Origin of the sequence: Arthrobacter celericrescens (genome assembly GCF_003614925.1) — a bacterium.
In the GTDB taxonomy this organism is placed as follows: Bacteria; Actinomycetota; Actinomycetes; order Actinomycetales; family Micrococcaceae; genus Arthrobacter; species Arthrobacter celericrescens.
In genome coordinates this window covers 22,958-46,067 of record NZ_QYLP01000023.1, presented here as the reverse complement: position 1 = coordinate 46,067, position 23,110 = coordinate 22,958, and the positions used below count along the sequence as shown (strand labels likewise).

The 23,110-nt window shown below is 67.5% G+C and carries 19 protein-coding genes; 15 read left to right on the top strand and 4 right to left on the bottom strand.

Translation table 11 applies throughout. The annotated features are described in order from the left end of the window. Nucleotides 1–18: 18 nt before the first annotated feature. Together pknB and D3654_RS05260 are read right to left on the bottom strand one after the other, a co-directional pair. Nucleotides 19–2,121: a Stk1 family PASTA domain-containing Ser/Thr kinase gene (gene pknB, locus D3654_RS05265; RefSeq protein WP_120520475.1), complete on the bottom strand. Its 2,103-nt coding sequence runs from the start codon at nt 2,119–2,121 to the stop codon at nt 19–21. Nucleotides 2,122–2,201: 80 nt separating this feature from the next. Continuing rightward, complete coding sequence (locus D3654_RS05260) at nt 2,202–3,521, bottom strand: lytic transglycosylase domain-containing protein (protein ID WP_120520474.1); 1,320 nt, start codon at nt 3,519–3,521, stop codon at nt 2,202–2,204. A 224-nt stretch (nt 3,522–3,745) separates the two neighbouring features. Here D3654_RS05260 and D3654_RS05255 point away from each other — a divergent pair, with 224 nt between their 5' ends. Then, the gene (locus tag D3654_RS05255; protein ID WP_074590526.1) at nt 3,746–4,099 is read left to right on the top strand and encodes an Rv2175c family DNA-binding protein; all 354 of its coding nucleotides are present in this window, start codon (nt 3,746–3,748) and stop codon (nt 4,097–4,099) included. A 119-nt stretch (nt 4,100–4,218) separates the two neighbouring features. Here the strand turns inward: D3654_RS05255 and D3654_RS05250 are convergent, their stop codons facing one another. Beyond that, complete coding sequence (locus D3654_RS05250) at nt 4,219–5,310, bottom strand: polyprenyl synthetase family protein (RefSeq protein ID WP_120520473.1); 1,092 nt, start codon at nt 5,308–5,310, stop codon at nt 4,219–4,221. Continuing rightward, nucleotides 5,307–5,837: a hypothetical protein gene (locus D3654_RS05245; protein ID WP_245413096.1), complete on the bottom strand. Its 531-nt coding sequence runs from the start codon at nt 5,835–5,837 to the stop codon at nt 5,307–5,309. Before D3654_RS05245 ends, D3654_RS05250 begins: the two co-directional genes overlap by 4 nt. Before the next feature lie 161 nt (nt 5,838–5,998). Here D3654_RS05245 and dinB point away from each other — a divergent pair, with 161 nt between their 5' ends. The 14 genes from dinB (at nt 5,999) to D3654_RS05175 (ending at nt 22,936) form a co-directional block, all read left to right on the top strand. Then, entirely contained in the window at nt 5,999–7,219 is a 1,221-nt protein-coding gene (gene dinB / locus D3654_RS05240; RefSeq protein WP_342635086.1) for a DNA polymerase IV, read from the top strand. Nucleotides 7,220–7,451: 232 nt separating this feature from the next. Further along, nucleotides 7,452–7,814 (top strand): DUF3040 domain-containing protein, encoded by a 363-nt coding sequence (locus D3654_RS05235; RefSeq protein ID WP_120520472.1) that lies wholly within the window; start codon nt 7,452–7,454, stop codon nt 7,812–7,814. Nucleotides 7,815–8,147: 333 nt separating this feature from the next. Next, the gene (mraZ, locus tag D3654_RS05230) at nt 8,148–8,579 is read left to right on the top strand and encodes a division/cell wall cluster transcriptional repressor MraZ (protein WP_120520471.1); all 432 of its coding nucleotides are present in this window, start codon (nt 8,148–8,150) and stop codon (nt 8,577–8,579) included. A 174-nt stretch (nt 8,580–8,753) separates the two neighbouring features. Then, the gene (gene rsmH, locus D3654_RS05225) at nt 8,754–9,752 is read left to right on the top strand and encodes a 16S rRNA (cytosine(1402)-N(4))-methyltransferase RsmH (protein ID WP_120520470.1); all 999 of its coding nucleotides are present in this window, start codon (nt 8,754–8,756) and stop codon (nt 9,750–9,752) included. Further along, the gene (gene ftsL, locus D3654_RS05220) at nt 9,749–10,426 is read left to right on the top strand and encodes a cell division protein FtsL (RefSeq protein WP_120520469.1); all 678 of its coding nucleotides are present in this window, start codon (nt 9,749–9,751) and stop codon (nt 10,424–10,426) included. The genes rsmH and ftsL overlap by 4 nt, the downstream gene beginning before the upstream one ends. A 44-nt stretch (nt 10,427–10,470) precedes the next feature. Beyond that, entirely contained in the window at nt 10,471–12,267 is a 1,797-nt protein-coding gene (locus D3654_RS05215) for a peptidoglycan D,D-transpeptidase FtsI family protein (RefSeq protein ID WP_205571735.1), read from the top strand. Nucleotides 12,268–12,424: 157 nt separating this feature from the next. Continuing rightward, complete coding sequence (locus D3654_RS05210) at nt 12,425–14,089, top strand: UDP-N-acetylmuramoyl-L-alanyl-D-glutamate--2,6-diaminopimelate ligase (protein WP_120520468.1); 1,665 nt, start codon at nt 12,425–12,427, stop codon at nt 14,087–14,089. A 6-nt stretch (nt 14,090–14,095) separates the two neighbouring features. Beyond that, nucleotides 14,096–15,586: a UDP-N-acetylmuramoyl-tripeptide--D-alanyl-D-alanine ligase gene (locus tag D3654_RS05205; protein ID WP_120520467.1), complete on the top strand. Its 1,491-nt coding sequence runs from the start codon at nt 14,096–14,098 to the stop codon at nt 15,584–15,586. After that, nucleotides 15,583–16,692 carry a phospho-N-acetylmuramoyl-pentapeptide-transferase gene (mraY, locus tag D3654_RS05200; protein ID WP_120520466.1) on the top strand — a complete coding sequence of 370 codons (1,110 nt, stop codon included), beginning with the start codon at nt 15,583–15,585 and terminating at the stop codon, nt 16,690–16,692. Before D3654_RS05205 ends, mraY begins: the two co-directional genes overlap by 4 nt. Then, nucleotides 16,674–18,251, top strand: coding sequence for a UDP-N-acetylmuramoyl-L-alanine--D-glutamate ligase (gene murD / locus D3654_RS05195; RefSeq protein ID WP_120520465.1), 1,578 nt, complete (start codon nt 16,674–16,676; stop codon nt 18,249–18,251). The genes mraY and murD overlap by 19 nt, the downstream gene beginning before the upstream one ends. Before the next feature lie 2 nt (nt 18,252–18,253). Beyond that, entirely contained in the window at nt 18,254–19,522 is a 1,269-nt protein-coding gene (gene ftsW / locus D3654_RS05190; RefSeq protein ID WP_120520464.1) for a putative lipid II flippase FtsW, read from the top strand. 6 nt (nt 19,523–19,528) lie between these two features. After that, entirely contained in the window at nt 19,529–20,665 is a 1,137-nt protein-coding gene (murG, locus tag D3654_RS05185) for an undecaprenyldiphospho-muramoylpentapeptide beta-N-acetylglucosaminyltransferase (protein ID WP_120520463.1), read from the top strand. Beyond that, nucleotides 20,662–22,032 (top strand): UDP-N-acetylmuramate--L-alanine ligase, encoded by a 1,371-nt coding sequence (gene murC / locus D3654_RS05180; protein ID WP_120520462.1) that lies wholly within the window; start codon nt 20,662–20,664, stop codon nt 22,030–22,032. Before murG ends, murC begins: the two co-directional genes overlap by 4 nt. Beyond that, nucleotides 22,025–22,936, top strand: a complete 912-nt coding sequence (locus D3654_RS05175; protein WP_120520461.1) for a cell division protein FtsQ/DivIB — start codon at nt 22,025–22,027, stop codon at nt 22,934–22,936. Before murC ends, D3654_RS05175 begins: the two co-directional genes overlap by 8 nt. The last annotated feature ends 174 nt before the right edge of the window (nt 22,937–23,110 follow it).

Below are 23,110 nucleotides of genomic sequence, written 5' to 3'. Positions count from 1 at the left end.
GTGGCGCTTCGCAGCCGATCAGACCACGCGGATGGTAACGGTGGAACCTTCCGGGGCCATGGTGTCCACGGGGTCCTGGCTCTGGACCAGGCCCAGGATGCCGCCGAATACGTCGACCTCCACCTCGAAGCCGAGCTTCTTCAATTCCTTTTCGGCCTGCTTAGCCGGCTTGCCGACGAAGTTCGGAACCTGGATCATGCGGGGCCCCTTGGACAGGGTGAGTGTCACCGTGCCGCCGCGGTTCAGTGTGCCGTCCGACGGCGACTGGCGGAGCACCGTGCCGGCGGGCGCCTTCCTGTCGAAGACCGACTCCGAGGCGACCTTCGCCTTCAGGCCGGCCTCTGTGAGCGCCTTCGTTGCCGAGTCCTGGTCCATGCCGCGGACATCCGGAACCGGGATCGGCTGGGGGCCCTTGGAAATCACCAGGGCAACGGCCGTCCCGTGGCGCACGGGTGTGTCCTTGGCCGGGGCCTGCGACAGGACTGTCCCGGCCGGTGCCTGCTCGTCGTACTTCTCAGAGACCCGGCCCAGTGCCATCTCCGCACCGGCCAGTGTGTCCTTGGCCTGGTCCAGGTTCAGCCCGGCCAGGCCCACCAGCGGAAACATCTGCGGGCCCTTCGACACGAACAGGACGACCGGCTGGAACTTGCGGATTTCCGTTCCCGCCGCGGGGTCGGTGCCAACGGTGTACCCGGACTTCACTTCGTCGTCGAAGACCTCCTGGGCGTTGGACTGGAAGCCTGCCGTGCGCAGGAGCTGCTGGGCTTCCTGGGCCGGTTTGTTCTTGAGCGGCGGGATGGTGCCCGGCGATCCCGGGCCCATGCCGAAGAACCAGCCGGCGGTCCCGGCCAGGACGGCCAGGAGCAATATCACCAAAGCCCAGATGACGGCGCGGCGGCGGGGATTGCCCTCGCGCAGGGTGCGCGACGGGGTGGCGGCTGCCCGGGCGCGGTCCTTCTCGGCCTGGCGTGCCGCCCGCTTCTCTTCACGTGGCGAGAGCTCCGCGGGGGCGTCGTCCTGTTCGCCGCCGGGCCCAACCGGCGGCAGCACCGATGTCGGGAAGGACTGCGCCGAGAAACCCTGCGCCGGGAAACCCTGTGCCGAAGCGTCCTGCCCGGTCCGGGACAGGACCGATGTGGGCTGGTGGCCGGACGAAATGATTTCCGTGCGGCCCGCGCCGTCCTCCTGGCCGCCGGTTCGCTCCAGGACTTCGGTGTGCGAGCCGTCGGGCAGCGGCGCGACCGGAATGGCCGCCGGGGGAGCGAAGTCCAATTGGTCATTGTCCAGCGTGGTCCGGATGTGCCGCAGCTCGGAAAGTAGGGCGCCGCCGTCGACGGGACGCTCCTCGGGGTCCTTCGCGGTGCACCACTGCACGAGTTCGTCGAGGTCGGAGGCCAGGCCCGGCGCGGCGGCCGAGGGCGCCGGCAGTTCGGTATTGACGTGCTGGTAGGCCACCTGGATGGGCACTTCGCCGGTGTACGGTTGGGCGCCGGTCAGCATTTCATAGAGCATGACGCCGGCCGAGTAGATATCGCTGCGGGCATCGGCGGCCTGGCCCAGCACGAGTTCCGGCGCGAGGTAGGCGACGGTCCCGATCAGGGATCCGGTGCTGGTGGTGGCGGTGACGGCGCGGGCCAGGCCGAAGTCTCCCACCTTGATCCGGCCGTCGTCGGCGATCAGCACGTTCTCCGGCTTCACGTCGCGGTGGATGAGCCCGGCGGCGTGGGCGGCCGCGAGGCCTTCGATGACCGGGTCGATCAGGGCCAGTGCCAGGCGCGGGGACAGGGCGCCCTTTTCCCGGAGGACGTCGCGGAGGGTGTGGCCCTTGATGTACTCCATGACGAGGTATGCCGTGTGGCCGTCCTCGCCCTGGTCGAGCACCCCCACCACATGGGGGTGGGAAAGGCTGGCAGCAGCACGTGCCTCGCGGCGCAGGCGCTCCAGGAAACTGGCGTCGTTCGCCAGGTGCGGGTGGAGGACTTTCAGGGCGACATCGCGCTCCAGCCGCTGGTCGGTGGCCAGGTAAACGGTGGACATTCCGCCGCCGGCGAGCCGGGCACGCACAAGGTAGCGGCTGTCCACGAGGGAGCCGAGAAGGTGGTCCGAGACTTGTTCCTGCACCCTACGATCCTAAATGAGCAAAGACAACGGGCCCGAATCGTCCGTGCGATCCGGGCCCGTTGCGTGGCTTGTCGAGGCTTTTAGAACTGCTTCATCAGGGCCTTCACCGAAGCCACATACCGCTTGGTGTCCGCGTACATTCCGTGTTTACTGACGGAGTACTGGCCCTGGTAGTAGCCGGCGATCGCCAGGTCGAGGGTCTTGCTGGTGCTGACCAGAGCGCGGATGATCGCCACGCCTGCGGTTGCGTTGTCGTAGGGGTCGAGCAGGTTGAGCTTGCGGCCCACCAGGTCGGACGCCCATTCACCCGAGGACGGAATGACCTGCATGGTGCCGATGGCGTTGGCGGGGGAGACAGCACGCTGGCTGAAGCCGGACTCCTGGTACGCGAAGGCCAAGGCCAGCGAAGGGTTGACGCCCATCCGCCGAGCGGTGTCTGCAACGATGCTCTTCATCTGCTCGCGGGTGGGAACCGGCGACGCCTCCAGGATCGCCTTGTTCTTGTTCGCGGAGCTGACGACGGCGGCCGGGTAGGTGTAGCCGAGGAAGGAACTGGGCACCAACGGCTTGGTGCTTGACGCCGGCTGGAGCGCGGAACCGCCCGGGATCGCCAGCTTCTGGCCGGGGTAGATGATGGTGCTGGCCTTGAGCCGGTTGGCCGAAAGCAGATCGGACAAGGACACCTTGTGCCGGTACGCGATGCCGCCGAGGGTGTCGCCGGCCTTGATCGTGTACGAACCCGGCGACGTGGCCGCCGCCGGTGCCGCCGGACGGGGGCTGGCCGGCGCCGAGGCGGTGCTGATCTTGATCTTCTGGCCCGGGTAGATGATGGAACCGCCGTTCAGTCCGTTCCAGGCAAACACCTTGGACAGGCCGACGCCGTGGCGCTCGGCGATGCCGCTCAGGGTGTCGCCCGGCTTGACGGTGTACGTGCCGGTGGGGGCTGCGGCCGGTGCAGCGGGCCGCGATGCCGGTGCCGCCGAGGAAGCGCTGAGCTTGACCCGCTGGCCGGGGTAGATGATCGACGTCGGGGAAAGCCGGTTGAGCTTCAGCACGGAGTTGGTGGTCAGCCCGTGGCGCGCGGCGATGCCGCTGATGGTGTCGCCCGGCTTCACCGTGTAGCTGGCGGGGACCGCCATGCCTACGTGCGACCGCAAGACCGAGGGAAGGGCGGCGGCAACCGACGACGCCGGGATGACGGTGCCGGACGCCTGCGCCGCCTGTGCCTTGATGGCGGCGGCGAGCGTGGCAGGGATGCGTTGCGGCTGGGAAGCAGGTGCGGCGGCAGCCGCTGGTTGCGCCAGGGCGAGCGATGAGAGCACGACGGCGGGCAACGCTGCAGTAGTGGCCGCAAGCACGGGCATGCTTGTTGTCTTCTTGGACGCGCGTGTGGTCGTCATAGGAAATCCTCATCTCAGCTGCGGCCTTCGCGGAACGCTGCTGCCAGTGATACCAATGTTACTAATGTGCAAAATGTTGCAATTGTGATCAAAGTGAATCTCTCACAAATTTGGCATTGGCACAAGAAAACTGCTGCTCATTGGCACATTCCCGCACAAACCGGCATTGGGAAGCGGTGCGGCCCCGGCTAGGCGAAGCGGCTCGCGCGTGGCAACCTTGTTCCGTGAGTACTGTAGAAAGCCTCGTTTCCGAATGGCTGCCGCTGCCCGATGTCGCCGAAATCCTGGACGTTCCCATTACCAAGGTCCACGGACTCCTCGATGAGCGCGCACTGGTGGCGTTGCGCGTAGGCGAGCGGAAAATCCGAAGCATCCCGGCCCTTTTCATCCAGGACGGCCATGTGCTGGACAGCCTGAAGGGCACTGTTGCAGTGCTGGGCGATGCCGGCTACACGGATGAGGAGCTCATCGTCTGGCTCTTCACCCCGGACGAGTCCCTGCGCGGCCGACCCGTCGACGCCCTGCGCGAAGGCCGCAAGACCGAGATCCGGCGCCGGGCGCAGTCACTGGCCTGGTAGCCGCCCCTTAATAGGGGGCGGGCCAACGAAGAACGACCTAAACAGAGGACGACGGCGGCAGGTAACCTGCCGCCGTCGTCCTCTGCCTTAACTGCTGTGCGCCTGAGCTGTTTACCGGCTTAGGCGGCTCGGCTCACGGCCGCCTCGGCGAGACCGCGGAGCGCGGACATCGGAAGGTCCGCCACGGGGAGCCGCTCAAGGGCTTCGAAGGCCCTGCCGCTGAGTTCGTCGATCATGGCCTCGGTGGCGGCGAGGGCGCCGCAATCCACCATGATCTGCCGGATCTTCCCGACCTCGTTTTCGTCAAGGTCCTGCCGGCCGAGCGTGGCATCGAGGTAGGCGGAGACGGCCGGTTCGCTTTGGTTGATCGCGAAGCCGACCAGAACCGTGCGCTTGCCCTCGCGCAGGTCGTCCCCGGCAGGCTTGCCGGTGGTCCCGGGATCGCCGAAGACGCCCAGGACGTCGTCCCGCAACTGGAAGGCCTCACCCAGCGGAAGGGCGAACGCCGAATAGCCTGCCAGGAGGGCATCGTCCGCGCCGGCCAGCGCGCCGCCAAGGCCCAAGGGGTGCTCGGTGGAGTACTTCGCCGACTTGAACCGGATGATGGACGTGGCCCGCTCCACGGCACCCGCGCGGTCCCGCACGGGTCCGGCCACTTCTTCCAGGATGTCCAGGTACTGCCCGGCCATGACCTCGGCGCGCATCAGGTTGAAGATGCGCCGCGCCGCAGTTCCCGACGCCGCCCGCGGACCGATGCCGGCGAAGGCCTCTTCGCTGAAGGACAGGCACAGGTCGCCGGTGAGGATCGCCGCGGCGTGGCCAAAACGTTCCTCGTCGAGGGCCCAGCCTTCGGCCTGGTGGAGCTGGCTGAAGCGCCGGTGCACGCTGGGGCCGCCACGGCGCGTGTCCGAGCGGTCGATGATGTCGTCGTGGATCAGTGCCGCGGCCTGGAACAGTTCCAGGGCGCAGCCGGCGTTGACGATGTCCGGGTGCGCCGCGTCGCCGCCGGCTCCCCGCCAGCCCCAGTAGGCCATGAGGGCGCGAAGGCGTTTGCCACCGGTCACCAGTTTCGAGATTGAATCCATGAGCGGAGCGACGTCGGGGGAAATGCCCGCCATGACGGTTTCCTGCCCGGCCAGGAAGCTGTTGAGTCCCGCTGCGACATCCGTGATGAAGCGGCCCTGTTCCGCCGCGAGCTGCGATGCGGTCACTTCAGGGATCCTGCAGCAACGTTGGCACCGATCGTGAAGGTGGAAACCCCGGCCTCTTCGACAACCGAGATCATCACCGTCTCACCGTTGCTCCGCACGAAGTCCTTGACCTTCGTGCTCCCCACCTTGTCCCCGGGAACCGGCTTGAATCCCTGGGCTGTCAGCACCGGGGTATAAAAGGCAAGAACAGCCGACGCCGGCGCCGCGATGGTGCCAACCAGGCCAGCCGAGGCGGGGGAGGAGCTCTTGTCCAGGCTGCTGGACTTGAGGCTCGCTTTGGGCATGAGCGGGACCAGCTTCTGCGGGAATCCCGGCGCGAGCGATGCGACCGCCGCCGCTGCTCCAGCAGCCGGAGACGGCGAGGACTCCAGCGCAGGGGCCGACGCCGGTACCACCTGCGGCTGGCCCACCGGGGCCGACGAAAGGGAAGCTGAAGTCGAAGGGCCCCCGCACGCGGCAGCGGCCAGGGCAACGCCGGCAGCGCAAGCAGCCATCGCTATGCGTTGGTGCTTTCGGTAGAACTTCACAGGGTATTCCTCCTGGGGACGGTGCCGGATGCTCCTACAGTTTAGCCTCGGGGCACTTGCCGAATTTCGCGGGAGAGTTCCGCGCCTCGGACCCGCGCGGCCGCCGGGCATAGGATTTTCCTGTGAGCACAGACGGAGACGCAGGCGGCGCCACCGGGCCCATCGACCCGGCAACGCTGAAGGAGCTCCGGCGTACCAGCATCCTGCACGTGGACATGGATGCGTTCTTTGTCTCTGTCGAGTTGCGCTCCCGTCCGGAGCTGCGGGGCAAGCCGGTCATCGTCGGCTTCCCCTCGGACCGCTCGGTGGTCCTGTCCGCGTCGTACGAGGCGCGCGGCGTCGGCGTGAAGTCCGCCATGCCCATGGCCGTTGCCATGCGACTGTGCCCCACCGCCGTCATCCTCGAGCCCCGCCACCACCTCTACTACGAGGTGTCCGCGGAACTCATGCGGATCTTCGAATCGATCACCGACCTGGTGGAGCCGCTCAGCGTCGACGAGGCGTTCCTCGACGTCGGCGGGGCCATCCGGCGGCTCGGCCCGCCCGTCGGGATCGCCAAGCTGATCAGGCGCAGGGTGTCCGACGAACTCGGCATCACCGCTTCCGTGGGGATCGCTGCGAACAAGTTCGTGGCCAAGATCGCCTCGACGCGCTGCAAACCGGACGGGCTGCTGCTGATCGAGGCGGACCGCACGGTGGAGTATCTGCACAGCCTGCCCGTGAAGGCGCTGTGGGGCGTGGGCGCCAAGACCGCGGAAGTGCTGGCCAGGCTCGGCATCCGTACCGTTGCGGACGTCGCCGCCACTCCGCCGGCGGCCCTGCGGAAGATCCTGGGGGCGTCGGGGGAGCATGTCCACCGGCTGTCCATGGGCCTCGATCCGCGCCCTGTCACACCGGTCCGGCTGGAGAAGAGCATCGGGGCGGAGGAGACGTTCGCCGTCGACACTTTCGACGACGACCTTCTCCACCGGGAACTCCTGAGGCTCTCGCACCGCACGGCCACGAGGCTGCGGGCCAGCGGAATGCTGGCCCGGACGGTCGCCCTCAAGCTCCGCTATGCGGACTTCTCCACGGTCACCCGGAGCAAGACGGTCCACGCGCCGGTGGACAGCGCCCAGATCGTGTACCAGGTGGCCTCCCAACTGCTCGCCTCGCTCGGCACCCGGCCCATGAGTGTCCGCCTCATCGGCGTACGGTTGGAGCAGCTTGAACCTGCCGGCGGTGCCGCGTTGCAGCTGAGCCTGGACAGGCGTGACGACAACTGGCGTTCGGCGGAGCAGGCACTCGACCAGGTGAGCCGGAAATTCGGCGGGAAAACCGTTCTTCCGGCCCGGCTCCTTGAACCGGGCGCTGAAAAAGGGCCGGACGGGCCGCGGGAGTGACGGAAAGCCCGTTCTGCACACTTGGAGCGTCTTTCAGAACTGTGCGCAACAAACTATCCTAGAAATACACAGAATTAGATCGTCTGGACAATGTGCCTCATCGCGTCTGGTTCCATGGACAAGGACTGGGAACCCTTTTTCAGGCCGGTCCGTTTAGGGATACAGAGGCGGTGGGTGCCGCTTATCTGGACCGTGGCCGGTTACGAGCCTGGCCGACTACAAGGAGGTCGCGATGCCCCTCTCGGAGCACGAACAGAGGCTTCTCGAGCAACTTGAGAAGCAGCTGCATGAGGACGATCCGAAGTTTGCCAATTCAATGGGGTCGGATCCCATCCGTGCCTGGTCCACGCGGCACATCATCGTGGGAGTCCTTGGCACCATCGCCGGTGTTCTGCTCTTGTTGGTTGGTGTCTCCCTCCAGAACATCTTCCTGGGCGTGCTCGGGTTCGTCGTCATGGGCGCCGGCGTGTACTTCGCCACCCTCCGCAGGGTCTCCGGACGCAAGCTCAAGTCGGGCAAGCCCGGCAAGCCGAAGAGTTCGTTCATGAACAACCTCGAAGAACGCTGGGATGAACGGCGCCGCGGCGACGACTAGTTGAGCTTGGGTGGAGGGCTCCCCGCAGTCCTCCACTTCGCACCACAGACCATGCATCTAAAGAAAAAAGACCCGCTTGGCGGGTCTTTTTCCATTTAAGCGCCCCTTCCTTCGCCGCCCGTGGCGGCCGTCCGCCGCCGGGCGCAGTTTTCCCTCCACTTCCCACCACGCCCGTGAATCCCCGGCTTTCTGCGGCAGGATCCACGCCGGGTGGAGCCGAAACGCCCGCGTGTTCGTTGACTGTGGGGACTTGTGGAGTAAAGTGGAGGACGTAAGAGGGTAGTGGCGGAGTGGGGCAGGTACGGCACCTTTTCACGGACAGGCGGTGGGCCAGTGTTTCTGGGCACGCATTCGCCGCGTCTTGACGAGAAGGGACGGATCATCCTCCCCGCCAAGTTCCGCGAGGAACTCGCAGACGGTCTGGTCCTCACCAGGGGGCAGGAGCGTTGCATCTACGTCTTCAGCCAGCGGGAATTCGAACGTATCCACGAGTCCATGCGGGAGGCCCCCATCTCCTCCAAGCAGGCACGTGACTACATCCGGGTTTTCCTGTCCGGAGCCTCTGACGAGGTACCTGACAAGCAGGGGCGCGTGACGATTCCGCCGGCGCTCCGGGCCTATGCAGGACTCGGCCGGGAACTGGCGGTCATCGGAGCCGGCACCCGGGCCGAGATCTGGGATGCCCGGGCCTGGGACGAGTACCTCACCGAGAAGGAAGCCGCCTTCTCGGAAACCGACGACGACAACCTTCCCGGATTCATCTAGGTGATCCATCCGGATACCGGGCAGGACCCGCTTCTTGGACGGGATCTCCAGCCGCCCATTGCCCGCCAACCTGGCTCACCTTCCCCGGAGCCAGGCGGACGCAGCAATAGGCGCGGATGGGGATCCGGCCCAAGAAGCATTTAAGAGCCAGTGAACGAAACCCGAGGAGGCCGCATGGACGGGCAGGACACGCCGAAGCCGACCTCTGAGCGCCACGTGCCGGTCCTGAAAGACCGGTGCATCAATTTGCTGGCACCCGGCTTCGACGCCGCCCGCGGCCGCGGCGAAACCCCGGTGGTCATCGACGCCACCCTCGGCATGGGCGGCCACTCCGAAGCCATGCTCGAGCGCTTTCCCGACCTGCACCTGGTGGGTATCGACCGCGACGAGGAGGCCCTCGCCCTCGCGGGGGAGCGGCTCAAGCCTTTCGAAAAGCGGACCGACCTGGTCCACGCCGTCTACGACGAAATCGAAGACGTCCTCGAGGACCTGGGACTTTCGGAAGTGCACGGCATCCTCATGGACTTGGGCGTCTCCTCCCTCCAACTGGACGAAAGGGAGCGCGGCTTCGCGTACTCCTACGACGCTCCTTTGGACATGCGGATGGACACCAGCCGCGGCCAGACCGCTGCCGACGTTGTGAACACCTACTCCGAAGAGGACCTCGTCCGGATCATCCGGAAGTGGGGCGAGGAGAAGTTCGCCGGCCGGATCGCCAACCGCATCGTCGCAGCCCGCGCGGAGAAGCCCTTCACCACCACGGGGGAACTCGTCGAACAGATCCGCAGCGTGGTGCCGGCCGCGGCCGCCAAGTCCGGCGGACACCCGGCGAAGCGCACCTTCCAGGCGCTGCGGATCGAGGTCAACGAGGAACTCGACGTCTTGGAGCGGGCCGTTCCCGCCGCCGTCGACTCCATTGCCCTCGGCGGGCGCGTGGTGGTGATGTCCTACCACTCGCTCGAGGACAAGATCGTCAAGTCCGTCTTCCAGAAGCGTTCCAAGTCCTCGGCCCCGCTGGGATTCCCCGTGGAACTCGAAGAACACAAACCCGAACTGAAAACACTGACCAAGGGCACCGAGGTGCCCACCGCCGAAGAAATCGCCGAGAACCCCCGGGCGGCCTCCGCCCGGCTGCGGGCCGTTGAACGAATCAAAGCAAGGAGAAACGCATGAGCACCGCTGCTGCCAAGGCATCGCAGTCCACCGTGGGCAACACGGCGCGCGCCCTGCCGCTGCGTTCGCCCGACGCCGGCCGCAAGGTCCGCACGCCGCTCTCCGTGGTGCGGAGCACCCCCGGGAAGCGCCGGGTGCCGTTCTTCGTCTTCTGCTTCGGCGTGCTCGCGGCGGCGCTGCTGACCGTCCTCGTGCTCAACATCTCCGTCTCCACCGCCCAGTACAACCTGGTCCGGTTGAAGGCACAGGACGCCACGTTGACGAAGCAGAACGAGGAACTGACACAGCAGCGACAGGCGTTCGAAGCTCCCCAGAATCTGGCCGCCAAGGCCGCACAATTGGGAATGGTTGCTTCCACCGCCAAGGGCCAGATCAACCTTGAGACGCTGGCGATCACCGGCACCGCGACGCCGGCCCCCAAGGGTGCAAACCCGGGTGCCGTCATTGCGCCTCCGGCGATCACCGGCCAGCTCGACGCGGTGCCGCCGGCCAGCATCAAGGAACCGCTGGCAAGCCACGCCCCGTCCAAGGATGAGGACGGGAAGGACGCGGACAAGGCAAAGGACAAGGACAAGGAGAAGCAGGCAACCAAGCCCGCGGAGCCGAAGGCGCCGGCGGTGAACCTCAACGGAGGTTCGGTGCCGGCTCCCCAGCAGAAGGTGCCCGGGCAATAAGCCTCCAGCCGAACTGACAGCAAGGCCAGCAGCAAGGAAACGACGTGGCGCAGAACTCCGGGAAATCGAAAACGAAGAAGGCGTCAACGGCCAAGCTGCGGCTCCGCGTAGGTCTTGCCTTGATGCTGACCTTGCTGTTGGTGGTCGGTGGCAAGCTCTTCCTCGTCCAGGGCCTGGATGTGGGCGGCATGGCCGAGGCCGGCATCAACAAGCGCCTGACTCCTGTGGAGCTCCCCGCCGAGCGCGGCAAGATCATCGATTCCAACGGCACAGTGCTGGCCAGCTCTGTGATCCGCTATGACATCGTGGCGGACCAAAGGGTCAATACGAACACTCCCGAATTCGGGCGCTACAACAGCGCCACCGAGCAAGCGGACACCATCAGCCGGGAGCAGGGTATCAAGGACCTCGCTTCCGCCCTCGGAACCGACACCGCGGCCCTGACCACGGCGCTGACCGGGGACAAGCCGTATGTCGTCCTCGCCCGGGAAGTGAAGCCGGACCTCGAGGACGCCATCTCCAAGCTGTCCATTCCGGGGGTCGTGTCCAAGGCCATCAGCAAGCGCGTCTACCCGAACGGCAGCGTGGCCGGCGGCATTGTCGGCTTCCTGCAGGACGGCTCCACGGGCCAGGCCGGCATCGAGCAGACCCAGGACGAGGCACTGCGCGGCACCCCCGGCAAGCGGGTGTTCGAGATCGGTGCCGACGGCCTGCGTATTCCGGTCGCCACGGACGAACTGACTCCCGCCGTAGACGGCAAGGACGTGAAGCTGACGCTCAACACGGACCTGCAGTATTTCGCGCAGCAGGCCATCCAGACCCAGGTCAACAACCTTAACGCGCAATGGGGATCGATCGTGGTGATGGACGCCAAGACCGGCAACATCATTGTCATGGCCGACACGAACGCCCCGGACCCGAACAACCCGGGCGGTGTCGCCGCCGAGGATCGAGGCGTCCGCTCCGTGACCGCGGCCTACGAGCCCGGCTCGGTGGAGAAGATGATCACCGCTGCCGCGGCGATCGAGGAAGGCAAGAGCAGTCCGCTGGACACCTTCACCATCCCCCCGGCGTACACGATCGACGGCGAGACCTTCACCGATGCGTTCGACCACGGCACCGAGAAGAGGACCCTCGCCGGCATCCTCGGCTGGTCGATGAACACGGGCACCGTGATGGTCGGCAGCCGCCTGAGCAAGCAGCAGCGTTACGACTGGCTGAAGAAGTTCGGCATCGGGGAGGCCCCGGACATCGGGTTGCCCTCCGAGGCCAAGGGCATCCTTGCCAAGCCCGAGCAGTGGGACAACCGCCAGCAGTACACGGTGCTGTTCGGCCAGGGTGTTTCGCAGTCCACGCTGCAGACGGTCCGCGCCTACCAGAGCGTCGCCAACGATGGCGTCATGCTCCAGCCCCGCCTGATCGACAGCTACATCACAGCGGATGGGGAAGAAGAGAAGGTCCCCGCCAAGGAATCCCGCCGGATCGTCAGCAAGGAAACGGCGAAGAAGGTCCGGGACATCCTGGAGAGCAACGTGACCGAGGGCCAGATCAAGGAGGCCGCCGTCGACGGCTACCGGGTGGGCGCCAAGACGGGCACCTCCCAGGCCCCGCGCGAGGACGGGCTTCCCGGCTTCGACGGCTACACGGCCTCCATGGTTGCCATGGCCCCGATGGACAACCCGCGCTTCATCGTCGAAGTGGTGGTGCAACGTCCCAAGGGCAACATCTACGGCATCACCAACGGGCCGGTGCTGCGCTCGGTCCTGGGCCAGTCGCTGCGCACCTACAACGTTCCGCCGTCCACCGGCTCCCCGGCCCGGTTCCCCCAGTTCGCCAAGTAGCCGCGCGGCCGCCGAGTAAGCTTGTGTGGCAGTTGCCCGGCCACACCCTGAGTCCACAAACACCGATCCATCCACGCCGCGTCCGGAACCGTTCGCTCCGATCCGTCGGGGCCCGGCAGCGGCCAGCCAGTTCCACGAGCACCATCGGAGACCCACCTTGCCAGAGCAGAATGACGCCGTTCAGAGCCCTCCCGGGAACCACGCGACGGCGGTAAGCGCGGCCGCCGGAAACCGCGGTTTCCGCCCGGCCCGGGTGTCTCCTGTGCCGCTGCAGGAAATCGCCGCATCGCTGGGAATCCAGGCTCCCGAAGGAAGCGCCGGCGTCACCGTGACAGGCGTCTCCCTCAACTCCCGGACCGTGGAGCCGGGCGACCTGTACCTCGCCCTGCCCGGCGCCAGCCGGCACGGCGCGGAGTTCGCCGGACAGGCGGCAGCCGCCGGGGCGGTCGCCATCCTGAGCGACGACGACGGCGCGCAGCGGCTTCTGGCCGACGGCGGCCCCGGCCTTCCGGTGCTGTCCGTCCGCGAGCCGCGCACCGCCGTCGGGCCGGTCTCCGCGCTCGTCTACCGCAGCCAGCCGGCCGGGGAGGCCTCGCCCACGCTCTTCGGCGTGACCGGCACCAACGGCAAGACCACCACCACCTACTTCATCAACTCGCTGCTGCGGGCCCTGGGCAAGACGCCGGGCTTGATCGGGACCATCGAAATCCTGGCCGGCGCCGAGGCGATTCCGAGCCTGCTGACTACTCCCGAATCCCCGGACGTCCACGCGCTGCTGGCGCTGATGCGCGAGCGGGGGCTCGACGCCGCGTCCATGGAGGTCTCCTCCCACGCCGTCTCCTACCGCCGCGTGGACGGCGTGATGTTCGACGTTGCCGGTTTCACCAATCTCACCCAGGACCACCTGGACCTGCACGGCAGCATGGAGGAGTACTTCCGCACCAAGGCGGAACTGTTCACGCCGGGCCGCTGCCGCCGCGCGGTGGTGATCGTGGACGACGAATGGGGCCGGACCCTCGCCGCGGAAGCCGCCGTGCCGGTCACCACGCTGTCCCTCCGGAAGGGAGCGCAGGCGCACGACGCCGACTGGACCCTGGCCTCCAGCACGCCCCGCGGCCTCGGCAACGGCTTCGTGCTCCGGCACCGCGACGGCGGCGAACTGCGCGCCCGCACGGCCCTTCCCGGTGACTTCAACATCGCCAACGCGGCCTTGGCCGCCATTATGGTGCTGGCCTCCGGAATCAGCCGTGAGACGCTCCAGGCAGCCCTTGAAGGCCAGGACCCCTTCGCGGTTGCCGTGCCCGGCCGCATGCAGCTCGTCTCCGAAGCACCGGCATCGGTGGTCGACTTCGCCCACAACCCGGACGCCCTCGCCCGCGCCCTCGAAGCAGTGCGCTCCCGCGAGGAGGACTCCCGGGTGATCGTCGTCTTCGGCGCCACCGGCCAGCGCGACCAAGGCAAGCGCCCGACCATGGGTGCGATCGCTGCCCGCCTGGCCGACGTCGTGATCATCAGCGACGACGACCCGCACGACGAGGACGCCGCCGCGATCCGCGCCGAGGTGCTCGCCGGCGCCGTCGCCGCTCGCGAGAGCGAGCAGCTGGCCTGCGAAATCATCGAATCCTTCCCGCGCGACGCCGCCATCCGCAAGGCCGTCGAACTCGCCACGGAGAAGGACACCATCCTGGTGGCCGGGCGCGGGCACGAGGTCTGGCAGGAGGTCAAGGGCGTCAACCTTGCCCTCGACGACAGGGAAGAACTGAAGGCCGCCTTGACAGCCAGGGGATTCCGGGTTCCAGCAGACGAGCGGATAGAGTCCTAGACCGAGATGATTGCACTGACAGCGGCGGAAATCGCCCACATCACCAATGGAACACTCGCAGCCGATCCCGGGATCGTCCCCTCCACCGTCGTGACGGACTCCCGCGAGGCAGGCCCGGGCTCGCTTTACGTGGCCAAGCCGGGAGAACACGCGGACGGCCACAGCTTCGTCGGAGCGGCCTTCGAACGCGGTGCCGTGCTGGCCCTGTGCGAACGCGAAGTCACCGATGCGGAGGGCCGGCCATACCCGGCGGTCATCGTCGAGGACGCAGTCCTCGCCATGGGCGCCCTCGCCGCCGAAATGGTCCGCCGGATCCGCGCCGAACGCGCCGCAGCCGGCGAACAGTTCACCGTCGTCGGCATCACGGGCTCGGCCGGCAAGACCACAACCAAGGACCTCCTGGCCGGCATCCTGTCCAAGGCCGGCAAGACCGTGGCGCCCAAGGGCTCCTACAACGGCGAGGTCGGCGTCCCGCTGACCGTCTTCACGGCCGACGCCGGCACCCGGTACCTCGTAATCGAAATGGGGGCCACCGGAATCGGGCACATCCAATACCTCGCGGACATGGTCAAGCCGGACATCGGCGTCGTTCTGGTCGTGGGCACCGCCCACGCCGGCGAGTTCGGGGGAGTGGAGAACATCGCCAGGACCAAGGGCGAACTCCTCGAAGCCCTTGGCACGGACGGCGCGGCCGTCATCAACCTCGACGACCCGCGGGTCGCCGCCATGGCCCCGCGCACGGTGGCCCCGATCCTGGGCACGAGTTCCGCCGGTGCGGCTGGTGCCGCCGTCGAGGCCCGCAACGCGGACATCGACGCCCTCGGCCACCCCGCCTTCGACCTCGTGCTGCCCGACGGCGCCGGGCCGCGACCGGTGCGCAGCAAACTGATCGGTGTCCACCACCTCGGGAACCTGCTGGCCGCCGCGGCCGCCGCCCACGCGGCGGGCATTCCCGGCGACGACATCGCCGCCTCCCTCTCCGAGCAGAGCGCCGCGAGCCGCTGGCGCATGGAACGCACCGAACGTGCCGACGGGGTCACCGTCATCAACGACGCCTACAACGCCAACCCCGAATCCATGCGGGCCGCCCTGCGCACCCTGGCCGACATCGGCCAGGGCCGCCGCACCTGGGCCGTGCTGGGCGCCATGCTCGAACTCGGCGAGGACTCGATCCGCGAACACACGGCGATCGGAACCCAGGTGGTCCGGCTGAACATTTCCCGGCTCCTCGTGGTGGGACGGGAGGCCCGGGCGCTGTACATTTCGGCGATCCAGGAAGGCTCCTGGGGCGACGAATGCGTCTTCACCGAGACCGCTGACGAGGCCTTCGACCTCCTCCAGAAGCAGCTCGAACCGGGGGACTTGGTGCTGTTCAAATCCTCGAACGGCGTTGGCCTGCGGCACTTGGGCGATCGGATAGCATTGGCCCCACAGGCGGGGACGATCGTGGACACTGCGGCTGTAGCTGCCGCCAATGAAGGGAACGAACTGCTGTGATTGCACTGTTGATCGGCGCAGGCGTCGCCCTCCTTGTGGCCTTGATCGGCACACCCCTGTTCATCCGTTTCCTGGTCTCCAAGGGGTACGGGCAGTTCATCCGCGACGACGGACCCACCTCGCACCACACCAAGCGCGGCACCCCCACGATGGGCGGCACCGTGGTGGTCGCGGCGGTGCTCATCAGCTATGGGCTGACCCACCTCATCATGTGGATGATGAACCCGCGCTCCCCGGGACCCTCCGCTTCGGGCCTGCTCCTGCTGTTCCTGATGGTGGGCATGGGCTTCGTGGGCTTCCTCGATGACTTCATCAAGATTTCCAAGCAGCGCAGCCTCGGCCTGAACGCCAAGGCCAAGCTCATCCTGCAGGCCGTGGTGGGCATCGCGTTCGCGGTCCTGGCCCTGCAGTTCCCCAACGCAGACAAGATCACCCCGGCGTCCTTCCAAATCTCCCTGGTCCGCGACATTCCGTGGTTGAACCTCGCATTCGGCGGCACGGTGCTCGGCGCCATCCTCTTTGTGGTCTGGTCGAACCTGATCGTCACGGCTGCCACCAACGGCGTCAACCTCACCGATGGCCTCGACGGGCTCGCCGCCGGCGCCTCGATCATGGTGTTCGGCGCCTACACCCTCATGGGGATCTGGCAGAACAACCAGGCTTGCGGTTCGCCCCGGGAAACCGGCAGCGGCTGCTACCTGGTCCGTGACCCCCTCGATCTCGCCCTGCTCGCGGCCATCATGAGCGCTGCGCTGGTGGGCTTCCTCTGGTGGAACACCTCGCCGGCGAAGATCTTCATGGGCGACACCGGGTCCCTGGCCATCGGCGGCGCCGTGGCCGGCTTTGCGATCCTGTCCCGCACCGAACTGCTGCTGGGCATCATCGGCGGCCTGTTCGTACTGATCACCCTCTCGGTGATCATCCAGGTGGGCTACTTCAAGGTCACCAAGGGCAAACGCTTCTTCAAGATGGCCCCGCTGCAACACCACTTCGAACTCAAGGGCTGGGCCGAGATCACCGTGGTGGTGCGCTTCTGGATCCTCTGCGGTCTCTTCGTGGCCGCGGGGCTCGGTATTTTCTACGCTGAATGGGTGGTGCTGCTGTGAACACGAACGACCGGCACGGAAACGAGCGGCTCAAGGACCTCACCAGCTGGGACGCGGACTGGCGCGGCCTGCGGGTGGTGGTCACCGGCATCGGCGTTTCCGGTTTCTCCGCCGCGGACACCCTGATCGAACTCGGAGCCCGCGTGGTGGTGGTCGATGCCGCCACCACCCCGAAGGCCGAGGCACAGGCGGACACCCTGAAGATTGTCGGCGCGGTGGACGTCCTCCTCGGACCGGACGCCGTGCTCACCATCCCCGAGATCGACGGCGAGAAGCCCGAACTCGTGGTGACCTCCCCGGGGTGGCGGCCGGACCAGGCCCTGCTCGCCGCAGCGAAGCGCGCGCACATTCCGGTGTGGGGCGACGTCGAACTCGCCTGGCGGCTACGGGAACGCGCGGGCCGCAAGACGCCCGACTGGCTCACCATCACCGGCACGAACGGCAAGACCACCACGGTGGGCATGACCGAATCCATGCTGCAGGCAGCGGGGCTGAAGGCGATCGCCGTCGGCAACGTCGGCACGCCCATCCTCGACGCCCTCCGCGACCCGGTGGACTACGACGTCTTCGCCGTCGAGCTCTCCAGTTTCCAGCTGCATTGGAGCGAAACGCTGTCCCCGGCCGCAAGCGTGTGCCTCAACGTCGCAGAGGACCACGTGGACTGGCACGGCTCCTACGAGGCGTACCTGGCGGACAAGGCCAAGGTCTTCGAAAACACCCGGATCGCCTGCATCTACAACGCGGAGCAGATCGAAACCGAACGCATGGTGGAGAACGCCGACGTCGTGGAGGGCTGCCGCGCCGTCGGCTTCACCACGGTGACGCCGGCCATCAGCATGCTCGGCGTCGTCGAAGGGCTGCTCGTGGACCGGGCCTTCATCGCCGAGCGCAAGGACTCCGCCGCCGAGCTCGCTGCCCTGTCCGACCTCGGCCCGGTGGCTCCCCGCCATCTCGTGGCCAACGCGCTGGCAGCCGCAGCACTGGTCCGGGCCTACGGCGTGGAGCCCGCCGCGGTGCGGGAAGGGCTCAAGCACTACCTGCCTGGCAAGCACCGCATCCAGCCCGTCAGCAAGCACGGCGATGTCCTGTGGATCAACGACTCCAAGGCCACCAACCCGCACGCTGCCGCCGCCGCGCTGGCCGCTTTCGAGAACGTCGTCTGGATTGCCGGCGGCCTGTCCAAGGGCGTCAACTACGACGACCTTGTCAAGGACCAGGCGCACCGGCTCAAGGCCGTCGTCCTCATCGGCACGGACACCGAAGCCCTGGAGGCCTCCCTTCAGCGACACGCAGCGGATGTCCCCGTGATCGGGCAGCCCAAGGGCGAAACTGAAGAAGCGCAGACCTCCGGTAGGGAACTTTCGCCGATCTTCGGGGACACCGTGATGGCGCAGGCCGTTGCCGCAGCCGCCCGGATCGCCGTCCCGGGCGATACCGTGCTGCTGGCTCCGGCGGCCGCCTCCATGGACCAGTTCTCTTCCTACGCCCACCGGGGCGACGCTTTCATCCAGGCAGTTCGCGAGCTCGTGGAAGGCCAGGCACCGACCACCGAGGAGTAGCAATGGTCACCACGCCCACCCGCCAGGCGGCAGCCAAGAAGGCCGCCGGGCAGAACACAGGGCTTCGGGACCGGCTCCGCAGGATCTGGGACGGCATCGAAGGCAAGGGCGCGGCAGCCAACAGCTCCACCTACTACCTGATCCTCGGCTGCACGCTCGCCCTCACCGCGATCGGCATCATGATGGTGCTCTCCGCCTCCAGCGTGGAAGCCATTTCGGTGGGCAGGTCACCGTACGCGGACGCCATCAAGCAGGCAGGCTTCGCGGGGATCGGCGTGATTGCGATGTACGTGATTTCGCGGACCAACGTGACGTGGATGAAGCGGCTTTCCTGGCTGGCCATGGCCGTGGTCATCGTGCTTTTGGCCTTGGTCCAGGTGATTGGCCGCAGCGCCAACGGCAACCAGAACTGGATCGACGTCGGCGGCATCGCCATCCAGCCGTCCGAGTTCTCGAAACTCATCCTGTGCGTCTGGATCGCCACGGTGTTGGCCCGCAAGGAAAAACTGCTCCACCGTTGGATGCACGTGATCATCCCGGTGGTCCCGGGCGCCGGCCTCATCCTTGGCCTGGTCCTGATGGGCAACGACCTCGGCACCGCCATCGTGGTCATGGCCATCATCGCCGCCGGCCTGTTCTTCGCGGGCGTTCCCGGGAAGATGCTTGCCATCGCCGGCGCGGCCGGTGCAGTCGCGGCCACCGTGCTGACCGTCAGCAGCGCCAACCGGATCTGCCGCATCACCTCCTGGCTCGGCAACGCCTCCGAAACCTGCAAGGCCCAGTTCGACTTCGACTTCCAGTCCACCAACGGCATGTACGGCCTCGCCCAGGGCGGCTGGACCGGCCTGGGCCTGGGCCAGAGCCGGCAGAAGTACAACTGGCTCCCGGAAGCGCACAACGACTTCATTTTCGCGATCATCGGCGAGGAGCTCGGCCTGTTGGGCACCATCGTGGTCCTGCTGCTCTTCGCCATCCTGGGCATCGCGATCTTCCGCGTGGTCATCCGGCAGACCGACCCCTTCCAGCGCACCCTGGCCGGCTCGATCATGGTCTGGCTGCTGGGCCAGGCGAGCATGAACATGGCCGTGGTCACCCAGCTCCTGCCGGTGATCGGCGTGCCCCTGCCGTTCATTTCCTACGGCGGCTCGGCCCTGTTGATGTCCCTGTGCGGCGTGGGCGTAGTGTTGTCCTTGGCCCGCGCCCAGATCGCACCCGGCAAAGGCCCCCGCCTGTGGCGCAGATCCGCGAAAACTGCACGAAAGCGTAAATAGCACTTCATGAATTCCCAGCCCGAGGAAACCCGAACGAGGGAAACCCAGTCCACGCCATTGTCGGTGGTGCTCGCCGGAGGCGGAACCGCCGGCCACATCAGCCCGATGCTCGCCATCGCCGATGCCCTCAAGGCCGCCCGCCCCGACGCATCCTTCCTCGCGGTCGGCACCGCCGAAGGCATGGAAAGCCGCCTGGTCCCGGCCGCCGGCTACGAACTGGCCACCATCGGCCGGGTCCCGTTCCCGCGCCGGCCTTCCCTGGCCATGCTGAAGTTCCCGGCCCGCTTTGCCGGCGCCGTGAAACAGGCCGGCCTCATCCTGGACGAGGCCGCAGCGGACGTGCTGGTCGGCGTCGGCGGCTACGTCTGCACCCCGATGTACCTGGCCGCCCGGAAACGCAACATCCCGATTGTCATCCACGAAGCCAACAGCCGCCCCGGCCTGGCCAACCGGGTGGGTGCCCTGTTCAGCCGCCACATCGCCGTGGCGTTCCCGGAAACCCGGCTGCGGAACGCCCGCCACGTAGGCATGCCGATGCGCAAGGCGATCTCCGGCCTCGACAGGACCTCCGCACGGGCGGCCGCCCGCCGCGCCCTCGGCCTGGCAGAGGACCGGCCGGCCCTCATCGTCACGGGCGGTTCCTCCGGCGCCCAAAGCATCAACCGGACCATCTCCGGAGCGCTGGACGCGCTCGCGACGGCAGGGGTCCAGACTTTGCATATCACCGGGCGGGGCAAGGAAGTCAAGGACGACGGCGGCGCGCTGCTGAGTGCCGCCGGCTACAGGCAGGTCGAGTACGTGGACGGCATGGAAAACGTCTACGCCGCCGCGGACGTCCTGCTGGCCCGCGCCGGCGCGGCGACTGTGTGCGAGGTGGCCGCCGTCGGCGTTCCCGCCGTCTTCGTCCCGCTGCCTGTGGGCAACGGCGAACAGGCCCTGAATGCCCGCGCGCTGGTGAACGGCGGCGCCGCCCTCCTCGTCGACGACAAGGCACTCACCGCAGAGTGGCTCGAACGCGAACTGATCCCGCTGCTCGGCGACCGGCAGCGCCTCGAAAACATGGCCGCCAAGGCCGAAAGCCTTGGCATCAGAAACGCCGATCAGCGGATGGCTGATCTTGTCCTGGAAGCGGTATCCGAATGACCCAGCCCATCGCAGACCCCACCTCCCTCGGCCGGGTGCATTTCATCGGGATCGGCGGCGTCGGCATGTCCGCCGTCGCCCGGATCATGGTCGCCCGCGGGGTCGCCGTCAGCGGCTCCGACGCCAAGGACCTGCCCGTCATGCGCGAGCTCGCGGCGGCGGGGGCCCGGATCGCCGTCGGCTACGCCGCGGAGAACCTGGGCGACGCCCAGACCGTCGTGGCAGGCTCCGCGATCCGGCAGGACAACCCCGAACTCCTGGCCGCCCGGGCCGCCGGCCTGCCGGTGCTGCACCGCTCGGAGGGGCTTGCCGCAACCATGGGCACGGACCGCGTGGTTGCCGTGGCCGGCACCCATGGCAAGTCCACCACCACCTCAATGGTGACCGTGCTGCTGCAGCAGGCGGGCCTGGATCCCTCTTTCGCGATCGGCGCCAACGTGCCGGCGCTCGGCGTCAACGCCGCCAGCGGCAGCTCGGACATCTTCGTGGCCGAGGCCGACGAATCCGACGCCTCCTTCCTGAACTACCGCCCGCTGATCTCCATCGTCACCAACGTCGAGGCCGACCACCTGGACCACTACGGCACGCCCGAGGCCGTCTTCGCCTCCTTCGACGCCTTCGCGGCGCTGCTGCCGGAGCACGGCCTGCTGCTCGCCTGCGCGGACGACGACGGCGCCCGCGCCCTCACTGCCCGGGTCCGGGCCGCCGGGACCACCCGGGTCATGACGTACGGGACCGCTGACGACGCCGACGTCCGCTTGGAGGACGAAGGCGCCGACGGCAGCTGGGTCAGCCTGGCCGGCGAGAAGCAGCGCCTGGAACTTCAGGTCCCGGGCCGCCACAACGCGCTTAACGCGGCAGCTGCCTTCGCCGCCGCCGTCGAACTCGGCGTGGAACCCGCAGCCGCCGCCGCGGCCCTGGCGCATTTCAGCGGCGCGTCCCGCAGGTTTGAATTCAAGGGCGAAGGCAGGGGAGTGCGGGTCTACGACGACTACGCCCACCACCCCACCGAGGTCCGTGCGGCGCTCTCCGCTGCACGCACCGTGGCAGCGGGGAAGAACGTCCACGTCCTCTTCCAGCCCCACCTGTTCTCCCGGACCCGCGAGTTCTCCCGGGAGTTCGCCGATGCACTGAACATGGCGGACACCGCCCTCGTCCTGGACATCTACCCCGCCCGTGAGGACCCCATCCCCGGCGTCACCAGCGCACTGATCACCGAGCACCTGCGGGCCGGCCGGCTCGTCGGTGCGGAGGACGCCGTCGGGCAGATCGTAGCCGGAGCGGGGGAGGGCGACATCATCCTCACCGTCGGCGCCGGCGACGTCACGGCGTACGGGCCGTTGATCGTGGAGCAGTTGCGTGGCTAGCACCCGGAAACCCACCTTCAAGCCGGCTACCGCCTCCACGCCGAAGGCCGACGCCGGCCCCGGTGTGATCAGCGCCGAGCGGACGCTTGAAGCCCAGGAATCCGGGCCCGCCACCACGGAGCCGGCCGCCAGGAAAGGCGGCGCCAAGCAGACCGCCGCGAAGGAAAAAGCCGCCAAGGAAGCTACCGCGAAGGTCCTGGCGTTTCCCGAGCCCAAAGGGCGCAGGCGGAAACGGATTGCCCTCACCACGGCGGCCGTGGTCATCGCCCTGGTGGCTGCGTTCCTCGCGGCCGCGGTTTACTCGCCCATGCTCGCGGTGCGTACCATCAGCGTGGACGGCACCAAGCTGCTGAAGGCGGACGCCGTCCGCAAGGCTCTGGTCCCGGTGGAGGGGACGCCCCTTCCACAGATCGACGACGCCCACATCACCCGGCTGCTCGAGCCGCTGGTCCAAGTCCGGTCCGTCAGTACGGAGGCCCGTCCGCCGTCGACCCTTGTGGTCCACGTGGTGGAGCGGGTGCCGGTGGCCCTCCTGAAGAAGGACAGCGACTACCTGCTGGTGGACGTGGACGGCGTGCGGCTCGGCTCCACGAAGGACCCGTCGTCCGTGCCGCTGCCCCTCATCGAGGGAAACGCGGCCCGGGCGGAGCTGTTCACCGCCATCACCGCCGTGCTGGCAACCCTTCCCGCGGATGTCCTGGCGAAGATGGCCAGCGCATCCGCCAAGTCCCCGGACGCCGTGGAGCTCAGGCTCATCGACGGCAAGACGGTGGTCTGGGGAAACGCGGAGGAGAAGGAGCTCAAGGCCAAGGTGCTGGAGGTGCTGCTCAAGGCGCCGGCCGATCCCAGGGTTCCGGTCAACGTCTACGACGTTTCGGCGCCCCGGCACCCGCTGACGAAGTAGCATTCGCGGGCGGCAGGAGCGGGTAACAAACAAGCGGCGGGTGCGAATTTCGGGACATTCACACGACACGCGGAGCGGGTCATTGAATGTCGGATTCCCAGCCCATACCGTCGCATAGGAGTTACTTGACATAACAATAACCTTCAACTAGAGGGTTAAGGTCCAAGGATTCAA